Raw genomic sequence first — 23560 nt, forward strand, 5'->3', positions numbered from 1 at the left:
CGCCTAATTATATCTAGCCAGGGCAGATGATCTTCCAATTTGCTTTGGCGGGAGCGGAACACATGCACTGTCAGACCGCACACCACGTTGCGGACGAGCTTGCGGCCATGGCCGGTCTTGCGAGCAATCACCTTGATCGGCACGCCTTGCCGCGAGAGGACCAGGATCGCGTCGCCCGTCACTTCCCGACGCAGTTAATCTGCGTACCGCAGGCGCTTGGCACGGATCAGCTGCTCGGCATCGACCGGCGCACGGCGTCGAGGAAGGCGGCGTCGGCGTTCTCCATCAGGTGTCAGCGATCGGCGGTCTGGACGGCATCGGGCAGAGCCCGCGTGGTGGCCTCTCCGTAACCGCCTCCACGACCGCGCGCGATGACCGTGATCTCGGGATGAGTCGACAGCCAGGCCTCCACCGTACCGCTCTCGCGATCCGGCAGCAGGGCGAGGGGGCGCCGCCGCTCCAGATCGACGATGATGGTGCCGTAGCGCCGCCCACGACGGAACGCCCGGTCGTAGATGCCGATCACGCGCGGTGCCTCCACCGGTCACGCGGCCGAGGTGATGCACGATGTTCTCGAGCCGGGCAGTACGCCTGGCATGGGGGCCGGCGAGATCCGGACCCAGCCGTTCGGCGAAGATCCTGGTCGGGCAGCTACTTGCGGCATAGTGGAAGCGGCGGACGCCGACCTCGATGACGGCCCGCATGCCAGCGACGGGCAAGTCCGCCAGGGTTCGAGTGTAGCGGCTGTGGACGCGGGAGAAGGGCTGATCGCAGCCAGGACAGCGGGCCGACGCGGCCATGGGCTGAGCGATGATGGTGATGCGGTCGGCCAGCTCCACTTAATCGACCAGGAGGCCGGTCGGGATAATCACATCGGGTTGCAGGCTGCGAGCCATGGTAGGATCTCCAACAGCCAAAGCCACGATCCATCAACCCACATGTACCGAGAGCGCGTCAGACCCCTTATTCCACGCCTAATCACACCACAGACGATCCTGCGGATCAGGGGCGCCACCGTACCATCCTAATGACCTTCAGCATCCCGCTCGCAATGCGGGGCCAGCTGGCAAGCCCTGAAGGAAAAATCGCTTTCCACCGAGCGTCTAATCGGAGCAGGGATCGAGCCGTCAGTCGGCAACGTCGGCGACAGCTACGACAACGCCTTGACGGAGACGATCCCATGGCCTGTTTAAGGCGGAGGTCATCCATCGACGCGGACCGTGGCGCTCCTTCGAGGCGGTCGAGTACGCCACCCTGGGGTGGGTCGCCTGATACAACCTCCGCCGCCTGCTCGCGTCAATCGGCAACGTCCCTACCGATGAAGCCGAAACTGCCGCCGACAAACCTGGAGCGGTTCAGCAAGAGCAGGCCAGCTTTTTCGCCAATCCGTCAGACGCCTCGAAGCCAGCAGCCGGATGATGGACGCAGGTTTGCCTCAAAAACCTGGTGCAGATCGAAGCCAGGATGTATGGCAATCCTGAGAAGGTTTTTGCTTTTTGCTTGGAACCAAAACCTTTGTCTCCTATTAGCCCACCACGTACGCAAGCTGGATTAAATGCAATCCTGGAGCGTGGCTTTACCATTCTCCGGGAGGACTCATGAGGTCTGCCAACTTTTTCTTCCAGGGCAGAGAGGATGCAGCGGCAAAGCCTGTAATCTCCGGCGTCGCCAGGGGCTTGTTGGAGACCCTTTCTCTTCCCAACGAGTATGCATTACCGGATCGGCTTCAGGAACTCGCAAACCTGTTGATCGAGCGAGACGCTTTAGGCAACGCAAAGAGCCGCGAGGTGAATGTAGCTCCCACCAAGCTTGTGCTCGTAGTTGAGGACGATCCTGCGATACGCGATCTCGCCATAGCGCTCCTAGAGGAGACGGTCTTGGACGTGATTGCCTGTGAGAGCGGTGATGAGGCTGTGGAAATGCTTAAGGCGCAGGGCGGGAATATCGCCATGGTCTTTACGGATGTGCGGCTTGAGGGGTGGATGGATGGGGTGGACCTCGCACGGGCCGTACGTAGCCTCTGGCCCGGTGTCCACCTTGTCGTGACCTCCGGCCAGGGTGGCGGCCGGGTGGGCGATATGCCGACTGATGTGGTCTTCCTCCCGAAGCCCTGGCGTGCATTGGACGTATTAGTCCAGGTGGATCACGCGGTACGACGATTAGAACTCCCAGTCGGACAGACATCGCAGGCCAAGCTCTCAAATTCATCCGCGATGTTTATGAAAAATATAGATTGAACCTCGTGCTATCACCCGCGTTGGTTCTCTAGAACACGCAACGGAGACTGACATGCACTCGATAAATTTAGGCCTTACCTCGGTTCTGGCTTTTGCTGGCGCGGCTGCTGCCCAGACCCCCGCCACTCCTGCCGCTCCAATAGCTCCGGGAGTGACCGGCACCGTAGCGCCGTCCCCGGGCAACACTGGGTCCAATCCCAACATTACAGTCGCTCCCGGAGGCACGGGGGCCTCGACCATCCAGACCGACTCTGCGGCGGGTGGGAACGCGGGCCAGCCGTCCCGAGCTGTCCCTCAGGGCAGCAGCAATAGCGGTGGTGGCAGCAGCCAGTAGTCTGGCGACCATTCCGGGCACGGCTGATAGCTTGCGTTCTGTCAGGCACCGCCCGCCAATGTCTTACCCCTCAGACGGGCGTCCTGCCGTTTGAGGAGGGCGAGCTACCACTACCGGGCTTAGTGCGCCCTCGCACATCCCGTAGGCCCCGCCCGAAGCTAAACCTCCGGCCCGCTCACAGGCCCCTTCGGCCTGTCCCGGCTCGGCGGCAGCCTAGTGCCCGCGTTCCGCCCCCTCACGGGTGCTGGGCTGCCGCCTCTTTCTCTTTCCAGCGTGGCAAAAACGGCCAGGACCGATAAGAAGGCTGGACGCGCGGGTGACTTGCCCCTCGCCCCAGCCGAAGCCGATGCGAATCAGGTTGCCTGACCCGTTTCTCGTTTCCGACTCAGAGCGCCTCGCGGCTCTGGATGCATTCGACGTCCTCGATAGCCCGACCGAGCTGGGTTTCGACGATGTCGTGCGCCTCGCAATGCGTCTTTGTGCGGCGCCTGTCGCTCTCGTCAGCCTCGTTGCCGCCGACCGCCAGTGGTTCAAGGCTAACGTCGGATTTCCGCAGTGCGAAACTGACCTTGAGAGTTCGGTTTGCAAGTTCGCGCTTGCCGAGCCTGACCTCCTTATCATTTCGGACCTCGCCGCTGATCCGCGCACGGCATCAAACCCCCTTGTCACGGGGGAGCCGCACATTCGCTTCTACGCCGGAGCACCTTTGCGCCTGACGGGCGGCGCGGTCGTGGGCTCGCTGTGTGTCATCGATACCGTCCCCCGACCTGCAGGGTTGACCCTGGAGCAGAGCGATGACCTGCGTGCCTTGGGTCGTCAGGTGGTCCTCCTGCTTGAGGCGCGCCGATCTATGGCCCGCGACAGGGCCGAAGCTCTCGAGAAGGGGGAGGCACAGGCCTCCGCACTCGCGCGCGCTGCAGTAAGCGAGGCGCAGAACGTCTCCCTGCGCATCAGCGACCAACGCTCGCGGTTCGCCCAGGAGGCCGGGGGCGTCGGCACCTACGAACTCGCCGTCGCCTCCAGCATGATGCAGGTGTCAGCAGAATTCTGCCGCCTCTACGGTGTGCCGGTCGCGCCCCTCTACTCAGCCGCGACCTTCGAGGCGCTGGTGCTGCCCGAGGACGCGGGCGTGCGCTCCAGCGACGAGAGCCGCGAGGATGGCAGCGCGGTACTGGACATCGAATACCGCATCCGCCGAGCGGATGATGGGGAGCTTCGCTGGATCGCGCGGCGAGCAACCTTCACGCGCGATGAGAGTGGAGCTGTCGTCGCCATGTTCGGTACCGTGCGCGACGTGACCGAGCGCCGTGCGGTGCAGGATGCCCTACGCGCCAGTGAGGCGTTGGCACAGGAGAACATCCAGCGGGTCCAGCTAGCGCTCGCAGCCGGGGCGATCATCGGCACCTGGAACTGGGACATCCCCTCGGACTGCTTCACCATCGACGAGGCCTTCGCCCAGACTTTTGGGCTCGATCCGGTTCTAGGCCGCGAGGGCATCCCACTCGCTCAGATCGTCGCGACCGTGCATCCCGACGACCAGGCCGGGCTATCGGCCGCCATCACCACCGCGATTTTGCGGGGCGGCGCCTACGCCCACCAGTACCGGGTGCGCCGCGCAGACGGGCGGTACTACTGGATCGAGGCCAACGGCCGGGTCGACAGGGCGGAGGATGGCACACCGCTGAGCTTCCCCGGCGTCCTGCTCGACATCGAGGAGCGACGCGCTGCCCAGGCCGCGCTGACCGCGAGCGAGAGCCGATTGAGAGCGCTCGTGACCGCCGGCGCACAGTCGGTCTACCGGATGAGCCCGGACTGGCAGGAGATGCGCCAGCTCGACGGGCATGGCTTCCTTGCCGACACGGTAGCGCCGAGCATGCGCTGGCTCGACTCCTACATCGATCCCGCCGACCGCCCGGAAGTGATGGCAGCGATTGAGGATGCGATCCAGCGCAAGGGCACGTTCGAGCTTGAGCATCGGGTACGGCGGGCCGATGGAAGCTTTGGCTGGACGCTCTCGCGCGCCGTGCCTCTCTTCGAAGAGCATGGCGAGATTGCCGAGTGGTTCGGGGTGGCGAGCGATGTGACCCCCCGTCGAACCGCCGAGGCACGGCAGGCGGCCCTGGTCACGGTGGGCGACCAGTTGCGCGACCTCGGTAGCATACCCGACATTGTCCACGCGGCGGCCGGGATCGTCGCACAGGTGCTCGGCGCGACGCGCGCCGGTTACGGACTGGTTGATGCCGCGCGCGCGAGTGTCGACGTTCCAACCGACTGGTGCGCACCGGGGATCGCCTCTGTCGCTGGCCAGCACGACTTTCGCGACTACGGCTCCTACATCGAGGATCTACGGCACGGTGCAGCCGTCCTGATCGAGGATGTAGAACGCGACCCCCGCACTCGAGAGAGCGCCGCGACACTGCTCGCGATCGGTGTTCGGGCACTGATCAACGTGCCCGTGATGGAACGCGGGCGTCTCGTTGGGATCGGCTTCATCCACTCCGATCGTTCCCGCGCCTTCTCAACCGAGGAGCTGGCCTTCGTGAGGGCTGTGGCCGACAGGGTTCAGGTCGCCGTCGCACGGGTGCAGGCAGAGGCGCAGCAGGCGCTGCTGAACGGCGAACTGTCCCACCGGCTCAAGAACACCTTGTCGATGGTGCAGGGCATCGCCGGCCAGACGCTGCGCAGTGTCCCGGATCAGACCCCGGTGCAGGCGTTCACGCAGCGTCTCATCGCATTATCGCGGGCACATGACGTGCTCCTGCAGGACAGCTGGGCGGCTGCGCCGATCCGCAGCGTTGTCGAGCGTGTGCTATCCCTACAGTCCCCCCTGGAACGCTTCCGGATCGTGGGGCCGAACCTAGCGCTCTCCCCGCAGGCGACACTGTCGCTGTCTCTGCTATTGCATGAGTTGACGACCAATGCAGTCAAGTACGGTGCGCTCTCCAACGAGGCGGGAGCGGTCAGCGTGGCGTGGTGGGTCGAGGATGATGACGAGCGAACGGTCGTTCTCACCTGGCAGGAGCGCGGTGGCCCACCGGCGCAGGCACCGACGCGACACGGCTTCGGAGCGCGGCTGATCCAGATCGGGCTGGTGGGAACCCGCGAAGCGCAGCTGAGTTATACTGTCTTGGGCTTTGACGCTGAGTTTCGCGCTCCTAGCTCGCAGGTGGTTGCGTCGTGATCCGGGCGGTGACGGGTTCTCTCTGGGGGGAATCCATGACATTCGAAGGCAACGAGCGCCGGCCACTTGTGCTTCTAATTGAAGACGAGCCGATCCTGATGATGGCCCTGTCGGACCTCATCGAGGAAGCGGGCTGCGCGGTCGTCGAGGCGACGACGACCGTCAAGGCGATCCGCATCCTGGAGGCCCGCATGGACATCCGCGTGGTGGTGGCGGATCTGGACATGCGCGGGTCGGCAATGGGACTGAAGCTGGCTGCCTTGATTCGGGACCGGTGGCCGCCGATGGAACTCATCCTGACGGGGGCCGTGAAGCCGGAACTGGCGAACATTCCGGCTCGAGGTGTGTTTCACGACAAGCCGTTCAACCATGCCGGCATCGTCGAAAGCATCCGCACTTTCACTTCAAACGGGCAGTAGTCGTAGACCGCTTTGTCGTGACGCTGGGTGATACGACACATGCTGGCATATCATTTGATTTCATTATATACAATATTGATATGACTAAGAGCCCCTGACAGAATTCGCTCTTGCACCTGCTCAGTGTCTGAAATTACAGGAGCGAAGAGGGTTCAGATAGGTGCTCTGAGTCCTGTTTTGCGATAAAGCCTTGAGCCCGCCTATAGGCCATCCGGGTCATGCATGCGTGCCACGGATCGCTCGCATCTAGATCGTCCCAGGTAGGGAAGCACTCGATGCGCCGGCGGGTATGCTCGTGTAGCTTGCGGGCAATAACATCAAGTTGCATAGAATGGGCAGGAGGGCGGGTTGTCGACGCCCCCGTAGGGCAAATCCGTCGGACTCGGATGCGCCGAGCCATCTGCTTTAGGCCTTGTACCGCGCCCGTCACGCAAGCCAGCACCAGAGGGGATATGGAAGCGGGGTAGGCGGTGCGAGTCATAGCGCCTCCAGGCCTCTCCCAGATTTTCCCGACGCTACCTGATCGGCGGCTCGTTGGCCCAACGCCAGTTCACTTTTGAGCAGCTTGTATGTCATTGCCCAGATTGCGCCTGGCTACGAAGCTCTCAACGAACTGGTGCGGTGATGCCTCTCTTTCAATGGCAGGAATCGCCAGTCATATAATGTAGGAAATACGACATTATATGTCAGAAACAGACTAAATATTCTCAAAATAGATTGAATCGCTACTTTTTAGGTTGTGATTTTTGATTTATATGTTGACAACCAACGGGTATGGGGTGTGCATGCTCGCGGGCGACTTATTTGGATCGTGCGATGCCTACATTTTTCTTCGACATCCATGATGGAAAGTGGATTTACGATGACGTAGGGGTTGAATGTGAAAATATCGCGGAGGCTGGTCGACACGCGAAGCGCACTCTGCCTGCGATAGCGCTTGACAATATATCGCAAGACGATGAGCATCACGCGATCACAGTGATCGTCACCGATAACGATCGTCGTCCGGTCTATACCGCTAGTCTCATAATTATTGGAATGATGATAAGCTGATGATATTGCATTACAATATTGAATTAATATTTACACGGCCGCTTGATCTCGCCCCACTTTAAACGAAGGGCTTGCACGAACTTCCCAGAGAGAGTGCCAGCGTGTCCAACCTGTGAGCAGAAGCACCAACAGGATGACGATCAGGATGCCGACGAAGCTCAAGCCACCTGTACGTGGTACCCACCAGCGTATAAAATGAGTCGCTTCGGGCCTTTCCGAGGCTGTTTGATTAAATAAATTCACGATCATGCCGCAATCGTGAAGCTATCCAGTTCTATTATTTTACCTCAACTCTAATACGGCCGATATTTATTTTGTTGGAAAATGCTCTAGATGCGTCGAGAAAGGTGCAGGTACCCAGGATTGAAGCTGCAAAAATTTCGTAGACGAGCCAAGTTTGGAACTTTCAAGTGTCTGTGCTTTAGATCGACCAGACCTAAGAAGCGCAAATGTTGTAGCGTACGGTTGGCGTGCACAATCGAGAAGCCTAGGATGTCGGCCAGATGGACTTGTGTCAGAGGTAGAAAACAACCCGTTTCTCCCGCCAATCCAACGACCTGCAAACGCAGCAGAAGCTCACAGAAGAGATGAGCCATCCGCTGATCCGCCCCACGTTGCCCGAGGTTCGTCAACCACTCGCGCAGGATTCCTTGTTCCACCAGCGTCGCCCAGCAGAGCGCCTGCGCAATGCGGGGATGGTTGCTGGTCAGATCGACAATCGTGCTCCGCGGAATCTCCACGATCTCACAGGCTGTCAGGGCAGCGATGGAGTGGTCCATGCGGTTCAGGATGGCGACGTGCAGGTCGCACGTGTCTCCCGGTACGAGCAGGCCGAGGATGTGGCGCTGACCGTCGACCAGGATCTTGTAGCGGCAGGCGAAGCCCCGGGTCACGAGAAACACGCTCTCGGGGCGATCGCCTTCTCGGATCAAGTCGACCTGGGAGGAAACCCACCTCCTCTGGCTCATCACCCCCATCAGCGTCCCTCGATCTGCATCCGTCAAACCGACGCTGCGTTCGAGCTTGGCGATCAAGGCATGGGAGTCGGGCGGCAGGACGTCCGCGGCGTCCGTTGGGACCGGCCGCTGCGATGGTTCGGTCACGCAGAACTCCCTGTTTGCGGCGGTGCCGTCCGGCTCATCGTTTCAACCGTTGCCGGAGCCATCGGGCCGCTGCCTCCGGCGTGTCGAAGGTGGGGGCACGTAGGCCTGCCAGGCGGCCGAAGCCGGCCTCGAGGAACCAACCGCGGAGCTGTTGGTGACCGGGCGTATCGAGGCGCACGAGCACGCCGACCAGCAACCCGTTGGCCATCACGAGCAACCCGTGACGATCATCGCTGTCCGTGTCGACGCCGATCGGCTGAAGCACAACGAGCGTCTCGACGTTGTGCGGCGGCTTCATCATGAGCTTCTTCGGCCGGTGCTCGGCCATGGAATGCTGCGGCGCACACCCCACCGCGTGTTCTTCAGGTGCAAGTAATTCTGGTTGTAGCCGCACAGGGCTTTCAACCGCGGCACGTCCAGAATGGTCAGGGTCCGGCGCTTAAGCGCGATCAAGCCGAGCGCGCGGAGGTCGCGCAGCGTGCGGTGCACATGCACGTTCGATAGGCCCATGGTGTCGGCGATGTCGATCTGGGTGAACGGGAAGCTGAAGCTGTTGTCCGTCACGCGGCCCACGGCCTCCAACCGCAACAGGAGCTCGCAGATGAGATGGGCGATCCGCAGGTTGGCCGGGCGGCCTCCGACATTGACGAGCCATTCCCGCAGAACGGCCTCGTCGACGAGGGCGCACCACATCAATGCCTGCGTGACCCGAGGATGGTCGTTCGTGATCTCGACGATGGCCCGTCTCGGGATATCCACGACTTGGCAGGCCGTGATCGTGCCGATATTATGATCCATCTGATCGAGAATGAAGACGTTCAGGTCGCAGAAGTCGCCGGGCACGAGATAGGCCATGATCTGGCGCTGCCCGTCCGGCAGAACCTTGTAGCGGCATGCGTAGCCATCGAGGATCAGATGAACGCTGTTCGGCGGATCGCCCTCGCTGATCAGGTCGGTGCGCGCGGGCACTCTGCGAATGCGGAGCGTCAAGGCACTCAATGCCTTGCGATCCGCCTCGGTCAGTTCCTCGAAGCTCTCAAGCTTTCGGATCAGTGCGTCCTGCATCAGCTACATCGGTCAGAAAGATGCGACAATGTATGTCGTAAATCTGACCTCCGCACAGTCCTATGATTGTTTTCTTGCGGCTGAAGACGATTAAGATCATACAGTGCGCCGTCGCTTGCACATGCAACCCGGCGCAAGCGGTGAGGATTGTTGGCTCCCGCCCCCAACGAGGTCGGGATCGTGTCCGTCCAGAGAGCGTGCCACAACCGTCTGCTTGCGGCACTTCCGCCAGCGGATTTTGCCCGGCTTCAACCCCACCTGATGACGGTGCCGCTCCGGATCGGGGAGGTGCTCATGGCGCCCGGCACGCCGATCCGGCACGTCCTCTTCGTGGAGGATGGCATCCTCTCGGTGATCGCGACGGCGTCGGACGACCGGCAGATCGAGCTGGCGCTGATCGGCCGGGAAGGCCTCGTCGGCCTGCCGGTCCTCATGGGCACGGACCGGAGCGCGCATGAGGGACGGGTGCAGGCGAGCGGCTACGCCTGGTGCCTGAAGGCGGACGCCATGCGCGAGATCCTCGGGACCAGCCCCGACCTGCAGGCCTTCCTGCTGCGCTACGCCTATTCCGTGACCGTCCAGATCGCCGGCACCGCGCTCGCCAACACGCGCTACAAGGTGGACCAGCGTCTCGCACGCTGGCTCCTGATGTGCCACGACCGCACCACGGGCGACGAATTGCCGACGACGCATCGCTTCCTGTCGCTGATGCTCGGCATCAACCGTCCGGGACTGACGACCGCACTGTCGGTGTTCGAGCAGGCCGGCATGATCCGGACCGAGCGCGGCACCATCACGATCCGCGACCGGGCCGCGCTGCTCGCGAAGGCCGGAGCCTGCTACGGCGGTCCGGAGGGCGAGTACGAGCGCCTTCTCGTCGAAGGACGCCCGGTCCTCCCGGTAAGCGACGCTCGCGAGGGGCCCTGATCGTCGTCCCGCTCTCGCCCTTGCCGTGCGCCCGGCGCGGCATCACCGGCGCGGGTTCGCCATGAAGAACCGCACCATCTCGCGGCTGGCGTTGGGGCCCGCCGGATCGGTGTGGGAACCGGCCGGATGGCCGCCGGCCCAGGCATGCCCCGCGCCGTGCAGAATCCACTGTTCCGACGTCCAGGCGCCGGCCGGTTCTGTAAGGAGGGTGCGGGTATACGCCGTCCCGCCGCTGGAGCGCCCCTCGACGGTAGTGACGATCAGGTCCGAATCGGGTCGTGCCTGGGCGACGGCTTGGTCGCCGTTGATGGGGGCGACGGTCGTATCCCGGTCGCCGTGGAAGACGATGGTCGGCACCGGATGCGTCGCCTGCCGCGGCGGCAACAGGGCGCCCCGATACATCGTGGGCAGGGCAAGGAGCATCGAGCCGGCCGAACCGCAGGCGAGGCCGGAATGGATGCCGACGGCCGCGTAGAGGTCCGGATACGTCATCGCCATGACGGCGGCGGCGGCGCCGCCCGACGAGAAGCCCGCGATGTAGACCCGCGCCGGATCGACGCCGAAGCGGCCCATGATCTCCCGGGTGAGGCCGGCCAGGATCGACGGCTCGCCCCGCTCGCGCTGCTGATCCGCGTCCCGGAACCAGTTCCAGCTCTTGGTGATGTTGGCCGACCGCGGCTGATCCGGATAGGCGACGAGGAAGCCCTGCTCCTTCGCCAGGCGATCCATGTTCGTGCCGATGGCGAAGTCGCGCGCCGATTGCGAGCTGCCGTGCAGCATCACCACCAGCGGTCGGGGGCCGTCCCCGGGGCCGGACGGCACGAACAGGTCGTAGGCCCGGCTTCCGGCAGAGTTGCGGAACCGGCACTCGAGCGCCCGGGGCCGGTCGATCGACAGCCCCGAGGCTCCGGTCTGGTCGATCCTGAAATTCATGGTCATCGCTGAACTTTCGTGTGCGGATTCGCCTGGAGCATCACCGGATCGCAGCCGCGGTTCGTGGGCATCGCGCCTTCGCGGATGCGCCGACAGCCACGCTGGAATTCGTCGCCTCTCCGGACGAGGCCGATCTCGTCATCGCCCAGGGCCGACCGGCGGGCCGTGCCGGAACCCGCCCGCCGCACGGTGAGGGGCGGATGGGCACGAGGCGGGACGGCCTTGCCGGAGGATGGAACGAACGATGCCGTCGGCACGGGTCGGCGTGGCGGCGCCCTTCCGACAACCCCCCGGCCTCGGCGATGTTGCATTGCAACATGAAAGGCCGGACAGACCTGCCTCGTCGGAACCGATTGCCGGCCTCGGGACGGCGCCGGCTCCCGACCGCGAGGCGTGAGGCGGGGCCGTGGCGTTCCGGCCGTCCTTCAGGCCGCCTCGAGCGTCCGCACGCGCGAGAACCCGACCAGCCTGCGGGCATCCTCGTCCCAAAGCGCCAGACCGAGGCAGCGGAGGCTGTCGCGCAGCGTCAGGCGGCCCACCTGCCCGAGCATCGCGTGGTCGTCCATGCATTCCTGGAGGCGGTAGTTCGGGATGCGGCTGTTGAGGTGATGGACGTGGTGCAGGCCGACATTGCCGGTGAACCATTGCAGCACCGCCGGCAGCACGTAGTGCGAGCTTCCACCGAGAGCGGCGGTGTGGAAGTCCCAGGTCTCGGGACCGTCCCAGACCGTGTCCTCGTACTGGTGCTGGACGTAGAACAGCCATCCGCCGATCCAGGCCGCCACGCACGTCGTCGGAACGAGCGCGACGAGCACCGGCATCACCCCGCCCGCCGCGACAGCCAGCAGGCCGACGAGCACGGCGAGAGCCGCGTCGAGCGCGAGCACGTCGCGCCAAGCGGTGCGCCAGGGCAAGCCGACGCCGAACGGCATGCGCTGGAGCAGCATGAAGTTGAGCGGCGAGCCGAGCCCAATCAGCAGGAATGGATTGCGGTAGAGCCGGTACCGGAGCCGGCCCAGGCGCGACAAGGCGAGGTACTCCCGCACCGTGAGGGTCGCGACGTCGCCGGTGCCGCGTCGGCTCAGGTCTCCGGTCGAGGCGTGGTGCAGAGCGTGCGCCCGCTTCCAGCTGTCGTAGGGCGTCAGCGTCAGCAGGCTGAGGGCGCGGCCGATGCCGTCGTTGGCGGTGCGGGAGGGCAGGAACGATCCGTGCCCGCAATCGTGCTGGATGATGAAGAGGCGGACGAGGAGGCCGCCGGCCGGGACGGCGAGGAGCGGCACGACCCAGCCATGCCCGGTCGCCGCCGCGGCGACCATGGCGGCGCACAGGACGAGGTAGGGCAGACCGGTATTGGCAATCTGGCCGAGGGCGCTGCGCACGTCCGGCTCCCGGTAGGCCGCGCAATGGCGGGCGATGTCGCGCGCCGCGATTCCTGCGGGAGGCGTCGTCTGGGTATTCATGGGGTCAAGCCTTGCATCGGCGGGCGGCGGTCCTGCGCCGGTCGGCCGGGACGGGGGAGGGGGCAATCGCCGCCGCATTCCCGTCCGGCCTCACAGGGAGACGGGCCTCAGGCGACATTCCGGGCCGCCGCCTCGACGGCGGAGACGATGTCGGCCACCCCGAGACGGACATAGGCGAGCACGTCGTTAGGCGTACGGCCGCTCTTCGGCATGGTCCGGACCGCGAGGGCGTGCACCCTCGGCGCGTCGACGGCCTCCGCCGCGGCCTCCGCCAGTTCGCTGCCGATCCCGCCGACGTAGTTGTCCTCGACCGTCATGACCACGCCGCCGCGGCCGGCGAGTGCCAGGACCGGCGCGGTGTCCATCGGCAGGGAATAGGCGTCGACCACCGCCACCGAGTGCCCGGCGCTGGCCAGAACCTCCACCGCCTCCAGGCAGCCATGGACCATGTAGCCGGAGGCGACCAGGACCATCCGCGGCCCGTCGTTCGGCGAGCAGCGCAGGACCTTATGGCCGCCGAACGGGAAGCGCTCGTCGTCCGCGTAGAAGATCGGCAGGTCCGCCCGCACCGCCCGCAGGTAGAAGGCGCCCGGGGAGCACGCCATGGCGAGCACCATCGCGTAGGCGCCCACGGCGTCGCTCGGGGTCAGCACCGTGACCGCCGGGCGGCCGGCCTTGTCCTCGACATGCGAGAAGGCGCGCATAAAGGCGACGTCGGCGAGCGCCATCTGGCTCGGCCCGTCCGAGGCCAGGGTCGCGCCGGCATGGGTGCCGACGAGCTTGAGTCCGGCGCCGCCGATGACCGCCATCTCGATCTGGTCGAAGGCGCGCTCCAGGAAGCGCCCGAAGGTGCTGGCGAACGGGATCTTGCCGCCGCTCGCGAGGCCCGCGGCCGCCGAGACCATGTTCTGCTCGGCGATGCGCGCCTCGAAGTAGCGCTCGGGAAAGGCCTTCGCGAAGCCGTCGGCGTAGGTCGAGTTCTTCACGTCGGCATCGAGCGCCACGACGGCGGGATTCGCGGCGCCGAGAGCCTCCAAGGCGAGCCCGTAGGCCCGGCGCGGCGAGAGGGCGCGCTTCTCCTTCACAGCTGCGGCGACCGTCGGGTTGCGGCCGACCGCCGCCATGAACCCGACCGGCTCGGTCGCAGGCGTCGAGGCCGGCGGCGCGGGAGGCGGCGCGATCGTGAGGACCGCCGCGCTCGCGCCGGGGTCGATGCCGGCGACGCCTAGCGCCCGGGCGCGCGCATCGAGGGCGGCGAGGGCGGCGTCGAGCCCGCCTGCCGTGACGGGGGTGCCGTGATGACCCATGCCGCCGAGGTCGGGCACTCCCCAGCCCTTGACGGTGCGGGCGATGACGCAGAGGGGCCTCGCCTCCCGCGAGGTCGGCCGCGCCCGCAGGACCTGCTCGATCGCGACGGGATCGTGGCCGTCGACCACGACCGCCTCCCAGCCGAACGCCTCCGCCTTGCGTGCCAGGGACTGCCAGTCCTGGGCCGGGGAGACCCGGTCGCTCTGCCCGAGGGCGTTGCAGTTGAAGAGGGCGACGACGGACGAGAGCCCGTGATCGGCGATGAAGTCCATCGCCTCCCAGATCTGGCCCTCTCGCGCCTCGCCGTCGCCGATGATGCAGTAGATCGCCTTCGCGCTGCCATCGATCCGGGCGGCCGCGGCAAGCCCCGCTGCGACGGAGAGCCCCTGTCCGAGCGACCCGGTCGCCGCGTCGAAGAACGGAAACCCGAGCATCGGGTTGGGGTGGCCGTCGACGAAGCTGTCGATGCTGCGCAGGGCGAGGAGATCGTCCAGCGTCATCGGCCGCGCCGCGCCGCCGGGGCGGACCGTCACGCCGAGATCGGTGCAGGCCGCGTAGACGATGGGCACCGCATGGCCCTCGGAGAGGACGAGGCGGTCGGAACCGGGGGCGTCGGGTCGGGCCGGGTCCCAGCGCATCACCCCGTACATCAGCACCGTGACGAGGTGGGCGAGCGACAGCGCGGTGGTGGGGTGCCCGCTCCCGGCCGAGGTGGTGGCCCGAATCGCGAGCTTGCCGAGCGCGATCGCCTTGGCGTGGACGGCCTTCGACCGGATGTCGTCGGCCGGATCGATGGGCGGGACTGGCGCGGGCATGCTCATGCGGCGGCTCCTGTGCGGGACGTGTCGGGGGCCGCCGCCGCCGGCGCGTTGCCGGATTCGATGCAGGGGCGGCTCAGGTCGTCGAGCCAGACGGCGACCCCGTTCGCCGCGAGGTCGTGCAGTGGGTTGGTCATGCGGTCATCCTTGGTTCGTCGGAGCACCCGCCGGCCGGGCCGATCCGTCGCGCCGGCCACGTCCGGGGCGCGCGGTCATCCGATTGACCGCAGGGGCGGGGCGCGCCCGGCTGGGAGGCGGGTGCCTTCGGCGAGCCAGGCCTCCGCCGCGCTGCGCCCGGCCGCGCGCAGCCGCAGCAGGAAACGCCAGCCGAGATCGGTGCTGCTCTCGTCCCGGAGCGCCGGGTGGTGGTCCTCTGCCGAGACGCGGTGCAGCGCCAGGGCGCGGAGCTTCGCCACCAGGGCGCTGCGGCCCCCGCCGGACCACGACAGGTCCACCATCGTGCGCAACGCGGACAGCTCGCGCTGGAGCACGCCATCGAAGGTGATCTGCTCCAGTCGCCGGACGATGTCGGGCGCGCTGCAGGGCGCCCCCTGGCCGAGACTTGGCACGATCTGAACCAGCAGGATCGCCGGGGCGTCGGACGCCTCGATGAGGCGGATCAACGGCGGGTTGGCCGAGTAGCCCCCGTCCCAGTAGCGCCGGCCCTCGATCTCGACCGCCTGGGACTTCAGGGGGATGCAGCCCGAGGCGAGGACCATCTTGCGCACGAGTTCGGTCTCGCGAAAGATCCGGGTCGCGCCATCCGAGACCGCGGTCGCGGCGACCAGGAGCTTGAACGGAGGCGCGGCGCGAAGGGCGTCGAAATCGACCGCGTCGGCGAGCAGCCGGTCGAGGGCATCGTGGTTGAAGGGATTCGACTGGTAGGGCGAGAGCCAGCGGGACGTGATGTCGGTGAAGACGGTCACGGCGGGCCCGAGCTGAGGCGGCGCGGTCTCGCTGATGCGCTTCCAGAAGCGGTCGAGGTGGCGCCGCGCCTCCGGCCGGCCACCGGCGATCAGGCCGGCCGCCATCACGACGGCGTTGACCGACCCGGCATTCGTGCTGCTGACGGCGTCGATGACGAGATCGTCCTCCTCCAGCAGCCGGTCGAGGACGCCCCAGGTGAAGGCGCCGAACGAGCCGCCGCCCTGGAGTGCCAGCGAGAGGGTGCGAGGCGCGCGGTGCGGTGCGAGGTCGGTCGGTGCGGTCATCGGATCGGGTCCGGTGTCGGGGCGAGGACGCAGGCCGGTCCCGGGTCGGTCGGCGGGAGCGGCCGCTCCGAATGATCGCCTCTGTGCGGGGACCGCGTCCCGTCGCCTGCGCCACGACAGCGCGACCGCGCCGAGGCACAGGATCCCGACGACGGCGAGCAGCGACGGTCCGAGGCGGCGGAGAGGAGCCTGCGTCACCGGCCCGGACCTCGGCGCGGCGGCGGATCCCTCGACGCTGGGTCCCGTGGCGCCGGTTCTCACTTGGGTGCAGACGACGGGCCGGTCCAGGAAAGCGTCCGCCATCGCGAGGCGGAACGGAAGCGGCCCGCGGCGTTCCGAACGGGGATCGATGGCCATGGTGGTCTCGTGAGCGTGGAGGAAACGGGTCGGATCCCGGGGCGATCCTTGCCCGGAAGCGGCTTGGGACCGGGCAGGAGCGCCGCCGCTTCGCGCCATCCTCCGACGCCGTCGTGGGTCCGGCGGTGGGCGATGCAGGGGCGAAAAAGCCCGATCGGAGTTCGTCCGTGGCGTTCCCATCAGCGGCGTCTGCGGATCGCCACGGCGAGGAGGTAGCCGAGGGCACCGGCCATCGCGGCGAACGCGAGCGGGAATTCCTTCGCATACTGGGTGAGCGTGTCGCCGCCCCGTCGGGGGGCGGCTCCGGCCTCCGGAAGGACGTCGCGACCCGTGTCGATCGCCCGGTCGGCGAGGTCGCCGGCCTCGCCCGCCACGTCGCGCACGGTGTCGCTTGCCTGCCCGACGCGGGTCTCGGTGGCGCCTCCGACCTCGTCCCGCTTGCCCTCCGCCCTGGTCTCGTCGTTCCCGGCTACGGTGCCGGCCGCGCCCTGGACCTTGCCGCCGAACTCCCTGGCGGCGCCGGCGATGCGGTTCTCGTCCATCTCGTTCTCCTGTCGTCGTCGGGTCGGGGGCCGCCGCCGGGCGGAACCGGCTGGTCCGCCCGTCCGCCGTGCCACCCGCATGAAGGCCCGTCAGGGTCGGCCGGTCGTCGGGTTGGTGGGGTCGTCGTCGGTCGGCCCCAACCGCCGGGTTTCCGGACGGTCGTCCGACGCCTCGGCCCGCTCCGTCATGCCCGGCGGCGCGTCGCGGGCTTCGCTGCGGCCGTTGCCGGAACGGCCGCAGCGCCTCACGGGACCGATCTTCCGCCGCCCGCGTGGCGGGAGGGCATGGCCGATGCTGCGATCGCGAACAGGACGAGAAGCTGGATCACGGCACCGGCCTTTCACGGGAGGAGAGCCGAGGAGGCCCGGAGTGATGCGGGGCTCGCAGGCGCGGCCCGCAAGGACGTCACACGCGGCGCGGCGCCGGTGCGTGGGAGGAGATGCGGGTGACGACCGGCGCGACGGCCGCGCTGCGACCGGCGAAGAAGGCGGCGAGCGCACCGAAGATCAGGGCCAGCGCCCCGGAGAGGGCTCCCTGGGACACCCGACGGGCAGCGGCGTCGGCAACCTCCTTCGACTGCTCCTTGGCCGAGGCGAGGGTCTCCTTGAACTGCTGCACGTATTGGGCGACCTGGCTCCGGGCCTGCTCGACGGGGATGTTCTGGGCCTTCGCCAGGGCCTGGGCGGCCTTGTCCTGCGCGGCGGCCTGCTGGGCTCCGTCGCCCGAGACGGCGGCGCGCATGGCGGTCACCGCGGTGTCCTTCAGCGCGGCCGGATCGGACCCGGATCCGCCCCGGATTCCGGCCTCGATCCCTGAGAACGGGTCCGTGACCTTGCTCAGGGACGGCGCCGCCGCCTGCGCCAGGGTCGAGACCGATCCGCTCATCGCGTTGCCGACCCCGCCGATGGCCGAGGTGGCCGTGCCGAGGGCGCCACTGACGATGCCGCTGGCTGCCGACGACAGCATGTACAGGACGACGAGGGTCGAGACTGCCCAGGCGAGCAGGCCGTGATGACCTGCCATGGCGGGCGACGGCTTGCCCGAGAGCCGGCCGGCGAAGTATCCGCCAGCCCCCGCGGCGAGGATCCCGGAGAGGACGAACCAGAGGCCGGCGCCGATGCCGAGCGAACTCGCCGCCGGGGTGCCGTCGCCCAGGGGATCGACCGTCGAGAGGCCGATGCCGAGGCCGAGCATGTTCAGGATAACCTGGGCGATGAGCCCGACCGTGGCGCCCGCGAAGACTGCGCTCCACGAGACCGAGTTCAGCATCATCGTGCGCACCTCCTCGGCCGGCGCGACGGCATTCGTCTGGGATGGGGCCGGATCGAGGCCGGGCTGGCGGCCCGGGGCGACGGGCGTGGCTTCGCTGATGGTGGGCATTGGGGATTCCTGGATGTCGGGATGGGACGGGCGGCGGATCAGACGACCCGGCGGCCCACGAGGGCGTGGTAGAGCCACAGCACGACCACCGCTCCAACGGTGGCGACGAGCAGGCTGTAGAGGTTGAGTCCCGAGACGCCGGGCTCGCCGAACTGATGGAACAGGAAGCCGCCGACGACGGCGCCCACGATTCCGAGTGCGATGTCGACGATCAGCCCCTGGCCGGTGCTGTTGACGATCCTGCTGCCGATGAATCCGGCGATCAGGCCGAGGATGATCCAGGCGAGGAAAGACATGGGTTGGCTCCAGCTTGCGGCAGGCGGCGGGTCCCGGCGCGAACGCGCGACGGGCGATGGAACGCATCCGATGGCGAGGTCCGCATCGGGCGCGTGGACATGACGGGTGTCGAATGCGGCCGTGGCTTCGGCCTTGCCGACCGTCAGGCCGATGGCCTGCTTGCAGGGCACCGCATGATCGGGCGGCGGATGCCTACGGCATCGGATGGATCGGCCCCGCCGCCATGGCCATTCATACCTTCGCAGAGGGTACGATTATTAAATATCTGTTCGTGGCATAAGTTCCAAATATTTTAGCGATTTATTGAAGATAAGTCGGCGGACGGGCCGAAATATACAAATAACATATGTATGTCTTATTCGAGACAATCATCGTTGGATGATGATCGGCACGGAAGAGATCGTCGCCAGGACCGAAAAACACGTCGCCACGCGGATGGAAACACCGACCGGTCCGTCACGGGCCGCCGGCCGTCGAAACCAGGGACGGGATCCCGCAAGGCACGCATCCGTACGGCGTGACGATCCCCACTCCTCGTACCGGGCCGCGTCGGGCGGCCCCGTCGACCCCTCGGCGGAGCAGTCGCACCGACCATGTTTCTTCACATGTCCGACGCCTCGATATTGGCATACCCGAGAAAGACGCACCCGATCATATGATGAAATAATATAAATTGGCGCTATTCAATGGTGTCCAGGTCGGATTTTCGATAATACCCCCTCCTGCGATTAAGGGAGCGACATAAGTATCCGAGCGTTGCCGGGCATGGGCGCATGCCGTCTCGCGGGGTGTTGGCGCCGGCGGAACGGCCGATATCCGGGAGCGCCGACACCGAAGCCCGCAGGCTCGTCGGCGATTCGACCCGGTGTGTGGTGCCCGTCCGCCGCCCCTAGCGCATCCAGGAATCGATCAACCTTCAACGGAGATCCGGCATGGCCGAGCGTCACGATCAAGCCCTATCCCCGCCGGGGCCGCAGCGGAAGGGGGGCCGGATCAAAGGATTCCAGAGCTACGTCCGATCGCACCATGATCGGGCGATTCTCCGGGCAGCGGCTCCGCGCAGGCCTCGCGATAATAAATTCTATGACATTCAAATGATATTTTCGCACAATCCCCTTATAGGTGCGAATTATTTCAATGTCACGTGGCTGAACCATCCTGATATTCGGCAAGTTGTCGTTCATACGACTCGCAAAATCGCTAGCGGAGCATGCACATGACGGAAAACACATCGGGCCAGGACAGCCGCCAAGGCAAGCCTGGCAAGCCCGTGCTCTATGTCTTGATCGCCAGCTTCGGCTTGGCCTTGGTCTCGTTCGTCGCCCTGCTGACCTGGCAAGGCGCGAATGCGCCGACAGACGTGAGCCAGACCGCATCGCGACAGCAGGGCACGGGTTCGGCGAGCGGGCCGTCGAACGCAGCGACGTCGGCGACTTCCACTGGCGTGCCCGCCGGCAACCCGGCCTACCCGCAACCCGCGTCGCGCAGCGGCAATCCGTGACACCCGTCTCGACCGAGGGGTGGGGCGGCTATTCCGCGACATCGACCGGTGGCCGGCATGTCACTGTCGGCCGATAGCGGCGACGGCGGCGGCATTCGCAAGGATCGTGTCCGGGGCCGCGGGCGGGGGGCGTCCCCACGGGTTGATCGGCGCTCGCGCGGCGGGGCTCGCCGCACAGGCGCTGGCTGTCCGCCGGCCGTATCCTCGCTCCAGTCCGGGGACCGGCACCACCGATGAATCCGGCGGCGGTCGAACCCACCCGCGAGGGGCGCCGCCGACCGTGCCTCGGTCCTCGGCCTCATCCGCGCGGAAGGGGGCGAGCCTCGTCGAGGTCCGGCAGGTCCCGATCGGTTTCCGACCGCGCCGTGTAGTGCGGATCGAGCTGAGTCGTGAGCAGATCGCGGCCCTCGCCGGTGTCCTTGCTGATGGCGAGCAGGGAGTTGTAGGACCGATCGTTGTCCCGCAGGGACGCGTTCAGGACCTCGTGGGGCGCCAGGTGCCGGCAAGCCAGGCGCTGAAGCATCGCAATGATGTCGACCTCCGTCGCGAGCTCGAAGCCGATCGTGCTCCTGAAAAAGATCTCGACGCCGCTCCGGCCTTCGATCACCCAGACGCGTCTCGGCTCATCCGACATTCGGTGCTTCTCCTTCGATGCCAACGGATGCACTCCTTGCGCGCGCGAGACCGAGGGGGGCGGGTGCAGGTGACGTCCGGTCTGTGCAACAGACCTCGCTTGAACGATCTCACGCAGGGATCGTCTTTCGCGCTCGGAGAGGCGGCCTTACGCTGCAACCCTGACCAGATATTATCCGGAAAAATCGAAGAAAACGGTGGTATGTTATATTTGGTGATAAATTTGTGTTGTATTCCAAGCTCGTCATCGGTTGTTTCTTACAGGTGCTGATGGCTGGGAGAGGTGTGCGCTTCCACCTGCAAAGTGAAGGGAGGGCCGCCTTGGTCCCCACATCGAGCCACCCGGCAGACATGCTCGTTCGCAAGCTGGGCAGCATTGCGCGCCTCTCCGACGAGGAGCGCCGCGCCGTCATGCGCCTGCCCATGACGATCAGGCCGTTGCCTGGCGGGCATGATATCGTATGCGAGCACGACCGTCCCATGCAGTGCTGCCTGATTCTGGATGGCTGGGCGAGCCGCTACCAGTTGTTAGCCGAGGGCAGGCGCCAGATCTTCTCGTTCCATGTTCCGGGCGACATTCCCGACCTGCAGAGCTTGCACCTGCGTGTCATGGACCACAGCCTGTGCGCCTTGACGCCCGTCACGCTGGCGTTCGTCCCCCACGAGGCGATTCGCGACCTGACGACCGGGTATCCCGGCATCGCGGCGACGCTCTGGCGTGATACCTTGGTCGACGGTGCCATCTTCCGAGAGTGGATGGTCGGGATGGGCCGTCGGTCGGCATACCAGGCGGTCGCGCACCTGTTTTGCGAGATGTATGTCAAACTCGAGGCCGTCGGGCTGGCCGAGAATCATCGCTACAGGCTGCCCGTCATGCAAGTCGACATCGCCGACGCGCTCGGTCTGTCGAACGTGCACGTCAATCGTGTTTTACGCCAGTTGCGCGAGGAAAATTTGCTCGCGCTTAGGAATGGCTGGCTCAATATTTCAAACTGGCCGGAACTCGCCAAGATCGGCGAGTTTGACCCCTTGTACCTCCATGTAGACCGACTGGCAGCATGAGCCTCCTCTTTCAGCCTGTCCCGATCGCAACGGGCAGCCGCGACGCAGAGAGCCGGCTCGTCTTCGGCGACGGCTTCCTGGTCGCTGTGCTGGTCCGCCTCTCCGAGGATCACGGGGTGGATGAGGGAAGGTGGTTTCTCGAGGCGGGCTTCGGCCGGGTGGATGACCAGGGCCAGCCCACCTTCGCCGATCTTGATGAAGCGCAGGCGTGGATCCAGCATCGCCTCGACGGGCAATGAGCCGGTCGCCGGCCCTCGCGCTTCGGGCGACACGACGGAAAAAGGCGTGCGCTATCCGTGAGAAATGCCAGGCCGCGCACGGGTTTCGCTGTCCTCGAGCGACATGGCTCTGCCTCGCGCCGGACACTCGGCCGTCTCGGCCCGATGTCGCGCGAGCCTCGGCCCCGAGGCATGGCAGAACGGAAACACGGGAAGTAGCGCATGCCGATCCGCCGGGAGCACCAGATCACCCGCCAGATGCTCCGAGATGAGCCCGACACGCTCTGGGTGTTCGGCGACACGCTGATCGGCAAGAGCCTGGGCGGCCAGGCGGCAGAGATGCGTGGCGAACCGAACGCCGTCGGCATCGCGACCAAGCCGTTGCCGGCCATGGACCCGGCCGCCTACTTCACGGACGCTGATATTGAGACGTTCCGCAGGGCTGCTGAAACCCCGTGTCGCCGACTCGCCGATCACCTCCGGTCCGGCGGCATCGTCGTCTGGCCGGCAGCAGGAATCGGGACGGGTCTTGCAGATCTGGAGCGACGCTCGCCGCGGATCTGGGCGAGCCTGGAGCGGACTCGTGAGACCCTTGAGAGGCTGTGAACTGCCCGTTTGCCTACGGAGAGGGAGCAGCGCTCCCAGCGGCACGGCCGTTTCGGTGGAGGGGTCCATCTCCTCGACGTCGATCGCCAGCCGAACTTTGCCGGATCGGCTCTCCTCCGCCGGATCATGAGAAGGCCGCCCCATCGGGCGGCCCCTCCCTGCCGTCGTTACAGGCCCAACAGGGCACCGGTGGTACCGGCGACCGTCATGGCGAGTCCTCCGACCAGTACCCCGATCATCGCGTAGGAGACGGCCCGCAAGAGCATGGCCTGGATTCCATCCGACCCGATCAACAGCGATACCCGCCAGAGGTCTGACCATACTGCTTGACCGGGAAGTTCTGCTGGTTGGCGTTGCCCTCCGAAGCCGAGCTCATCGGGCAGGCGCCGTAGAAGGGCACGCTGGTATTGGCACGGCCGCCGATCGAACCCGTCGTCTCGACGTCGTCGCTCCAGAATGGGTCCGAGGGGGAGCTCGACTCGAACGCCATGGCGGATGAGAGCGAGGCAATGCCGAGGACGAGCGCCACGGCGAATGAAGCGATAGTGATTTTCATGTCTTGTGATGTTCCTTGGTCCAAAGCGCGGACGATCCAGTAAATTGTCGTCCACGTCGATAAGATTAACTTACAGAAAATGTCTATGATGCGATGTGTCTATGCGCACTCACGATATCGGAATAAAGCCAGATTGGGCGGAAATCGAACTGAAATGATGAGAAATTTTTGCTGAAATCGCGAATTTGGCAAAATTATGCGAGATCAAATCAAAAATATCCTCATGGCGACTGCCCAAGATGCCGACGTGCTGAATCGTCTCGACCCCGGTGAGCCGAACCTTGATTGACGGCCTGGCCGGCGACAGCGCGCATCACGACGCCGAAGAGCGAAGGAGTTGGCGTTCTCCCAGGGCGAA

23 protein-coding genes and 2 pseudogenes are annotated in these 23560 nt (G+C 65.8%); 10 read left to right on the forward strand and 15 right to left on the reverse strand.

The genetic code is table 11. From position 1 onward, the window contains the following. Positions 1-11 precede the first annotated feature (11 nt). Positions 12-839 (reverse strand): annotated as a pseudogene (locus HBB12_RS03525) (transposase); the annotation flags it as partial. Positions 840-1094: 255 nt separating this feature from the next. Here HBB12_RS03525 and HBB12_RS03530 point away from each other — a divergent pair. The 5 genes and pseudogenes from HBB12_RS03530 to HBB12_RS34435 form a co-directional block, all read left to right on the forward strand. Next, positions 1095-1419: pseudogene (locus HBB12_RS03530) on the forward strand (integrase core domain-containing protein); the annotation flags it as partial. 179 nt (positions 1420-1598) lie between these two features. After that, on the forward strand, positions 1599-2237 hold the full coding sequence (locus HBB12_RS03535) for a response regulator (RefSeq protein WP_236988095.1): 639 nt from the start codon (positions 1599-1601) through the stop codon (positions 2235-2237). A gap of 680 nt (positions 2238-2917) precedes the next feature. Then, positions 2918-5752, forward strand: a complete 2835-nt coding sequence (locus HBB12_RS03545) for a PAS domain-containing protein (RefSeq protein ID WP_236988097.1) — start codon at positions 2918-2920, stop codon at positions 5750-5752. Positions 5753-5787: 35 nt separating this feature from the next. Then, positions 5788-6171, forward strand: a complete 384-nt coding sequence (locus HBB12_RS03550; RefSeq protein ID WP_236988098.1) for a response regulator — start codon at positions 5788-5790, stop codon at positions 6169-6171. A gap of 816 nt (positions 6172-6987) precedes the next feature. Beyond that, positions 6988-7224, forward strand: coding sequence for a DUF6894 family protein (locus HBB12_RS34435; RefSeq protein ID WP_442919222.1), 237 nt, complete (start codon positions 6988-6990; stop codon positions 7222-7224). A gap of 329 nt (positions 7225-7553) precedes the next feature. Here the strand turns inward: HBB12_RS34435 and HBB12_RS03555 are convergent, their stop codons facing one another. From HBB12_RS03555 to HBB12_RS03565, 3 genes are read right to left on the reverse strand one after another with little or no spacing between them, the layout of a single operon-like run. Then, on the reverse strand, positions 7554-8327 hold the full coding sequence (locus tag HBB12_RS03555; RefSeq protein WP_236988099.1) for a Crp/Fnr family transcriptional regulator: 774 nt from the start codon (positions 8325-8327) through the stop codon (positions 7554-7556). A 34-nt stretch (positions 8328-8361) separates the two neighbouring features. Next, the gene (locus HBB12_RS03560; RefSeq protein ID WP_236988100.1) at positions 8362-8655 is read right to left on the reverse strand and encodes a hypothetical protein; all 294 of its coding nucleotides are present in this window, start codon (positions 8653-8655) and stop codon (positions 8362-8364) included. Beyond that, positions 8625-9392, reverse strand: a complete 768-nt coding sequence (locus HBB12_RS03565; RefSeq protein ID WP_236988101.1) for a Crp/Fnr family transcriptional regulator — start codon at positions 9390-9392, stop codon at positions 8625-8627. The genes HBB12_RS03560 and HBB12_RS03565 overlap by 31 nt, the downstream gene beginning before the upstream one ends. Before the next feature lie 261 nt (positions 9393-9653). Here HBB12_RS03565 and HBB12_RS03570 point away from each other — a divergent pair, with 261 nt between their 5' ends. Beyond that, on the forward strand, positions 9654-10319 hold the full coding sequence (locus HBB12_RS03570; RefSeq protein ID WP_236988102.1) for a Crp/Fnr family transcriptional regulator: 666 nt from the start codon (positions 9654-9656) through the stop codon (positions 10317-10319). A 42-nt stretch (positions 10320-10361) separates the two neighbouring features. Here the strand turns inward: HBB12_RS03570 and HBB12_RS03575 are convergent, their stop codons facing one another. From HBB12_RS03575 to HBB12_RS03615, 9 genes are all read right to left on the reverse strand, one after another. Next, a complete protein-coding gene (locus tag HBB12_RS03575; RefSeq protein ID WP_236988103.1) occupies positions 10362-11258 on the reverse strand; it encodes an extracellular catalytic domain type 1 short-chain-length polyhydroxyalkanoate depolymerase in 897 nt (298 codons plus the stop codon). Positions 11259-11677: 419 nt separating this feature from the next. Beyond that, positions 11678-12712, reverse strand: a complete 1035-nt coding sequence (locus HBB12_RS03580; RefSeq protein WP_236988104.1) for a fatty acid desaturase — start codon at positions 12710-12712, stop codon at positions 11678-11680. A 107-nt stretch (positions 12713-12819) separates the two neighbouring features. Next, positions 12820-14841 (reverse strand): transketolase, encoded by a 2022-nt coding sequence (locus HBB12_RS03585; RefSeq protein ID WP_236988105.1) that lies wholly within the window; start codon positions 14839-14841, stop codon positions 12820-12822. Then, on the reverse strand, positions 14838-14975 hold the full coding sequence (locus HBB12_RS03590; protein ID WP_177303217.1) for a hypothetical protein: 138 nt from the start codon (positions 14973-14975) through the stop codon (positions 14838-14840). The genes HBB12_RS03585 and HBB12_RS03590 overlap by 4 nt, the downstream gene beginning before the upstream one ends. Before the next feature lie 75 nt (positions 14976-15050). Next, positions 15051-16049 carry a patatin-like phospholipase family protein gene (locus tag HBB12_RS03595; RefSeq protein WP_236988106.1) on the reverse strand — a complete coding sequence of 333 codons (999 nt, stop codon included), beginning with the start codon at positions 16047-16049 and terminating at the stop codon, positions 15051-15053. A 536-nt stretch (positions 16050-16585) separates the two neighbouring features. Further along, a complete protein-coding gene (locus tag HBB12_RS03600) occupies positions 16586-16948 on the reverse strand; it encodes a CsbD family protein (protein ID WP_177303221.1) in 363 nt (120 codons plus the stop codon). Between the two features lie 90 nt (positions 16949-17038). Then, positions 17039-17197: a hypothetical protein gene (locus HBB12_RS03605; protein ID WP_236988107.1), complete on the reverse strand. Its 159-nt coding sequence runs from the start codon at positions 17195-17197 to the stop codon at positions 17039-17041. Between the two features lie 157 nt (positions 17198-17354). Further along, on the reverse strand, positions 17355-18329 hold the full coding sequence (locus HBB12_RS03610; RefSeq protein ID WP_093570990.1) for a PhnA-like protein: 975 nt from the start codon (positions 18327-18329) through the stop codon (positions 17355-17357). A 38-nt stretch (positions 18330-18367) separates the two neighbouring features. Continuing rightward, positions 18368-18625: a GlsB/YeaQ/YmgE family stress response membrane protein gene (locus tag HBB12_RS03615; protein ID WP_093570991.1), complete on the reverse strand. Its 258-nt coding sequence runs from the start codon at positions 18623-18625 to the stop codon at positions 18368-18370. 1217 nt (positions 18626-19842) lie between these two features. Between HBB12_RS03615 and HBB12_RS03620 the strand changes: the two genes are divergently transcribed. Then, positions 19843-20127 carry a hypothetical protein gene (locus tag HBB12_RS03620; RefSeq protein ID WP_093570992.1) on the forward strand — a complete coding sequence of 95 codons (285 nt, stop codon included), beginning with the start codon at positions 19843-19845 and terminating at the stop codon, positions 20125-20127. A 298-nt stretch (positions 20128-20425) separates the two neighbouring features. On the opposite strand, the gene HBB12_RS03625 is transcribed toward HBB12_RS03620, so the two are convergent. Next, positions 20426-20761: a hypothetical protein gene (locus tag HBB12_RS03625; protein WP_093570993.1), complete on the reverse strand. Its 336-nt coding sequence runs from the start codon at positions 20759-20761 to the stop codon at positions 20426-20428. A 227-nt stretch (positions 20762-20988) separates the two neighbouring features. Between HBB12_RS03625 and HBB12_RS03630 the strand changes: the two genes are divergently transcribed. The 3 genes from HBB12_RS03630 (at position 20989) to HBB12_RS03640 (ending at position 22646) form a co-directional block, all read left to right on the forward strand. After that, positions 20989-21822, forward strand: coding sequence for a Crp/Fnr family transcriptional regulator (locus HBB12_RS03630; protein ID WP_236988108.1), 834 nt, complete (start codon positions 20989-20991; stop codon positions 21820-21822). Beyond that, complete coding sequence (locus tag HBB12_RS03635) at positions 21819-22061, forward strand: hypothetical protein (protein ID WP_093570994.1); 243 nt, start codon at positions 21819-21821, stop codon at positions 22059-22061. The genes HBB12_RS03630 and HBB12_RS03635 overlap by 4 nt, the downstream gene beginning before the upstream one ends. A gap of 201 nt (positions 22062-22262) precedes the next feature. After that, a complete protein-coding gene (locus tag HBB12_RS03640; protein ID WP_093570995.1) occupies positions 22263-22646 on the forward strand; it encodes a DUF7831 domain-containing protein in 384 nt (127 codons plus the stop codon). 289 nt (positions 22647-22935) lie between these two features. Here HBB12_RS03640 and HBB12_RS03645 read toward each other — a convergent pair whose 3' ends face one another. Then, positions 22936-23202, reverse strand: a complete 267-nt coding sequence (locus tag HBB12_RS03645; protein ID WP_093570996.1) for a hypothetical protein — start codon at positions 23200-23202, stop codon at positions 22936-22938. Between the last annotated feature and the right edge of the window lie 358 nt (positions 23203-23560).

The organism is Methylobacterium sp. SyP6R (assembly GCF_019216885.1).
In the GTDB taxonomy this organism is placed as follows: Bacteria; Pseudomonadota; Alphaproteobacteria; order Rhizobiales; family Beijerinckiaceae; genus Methylobacterium.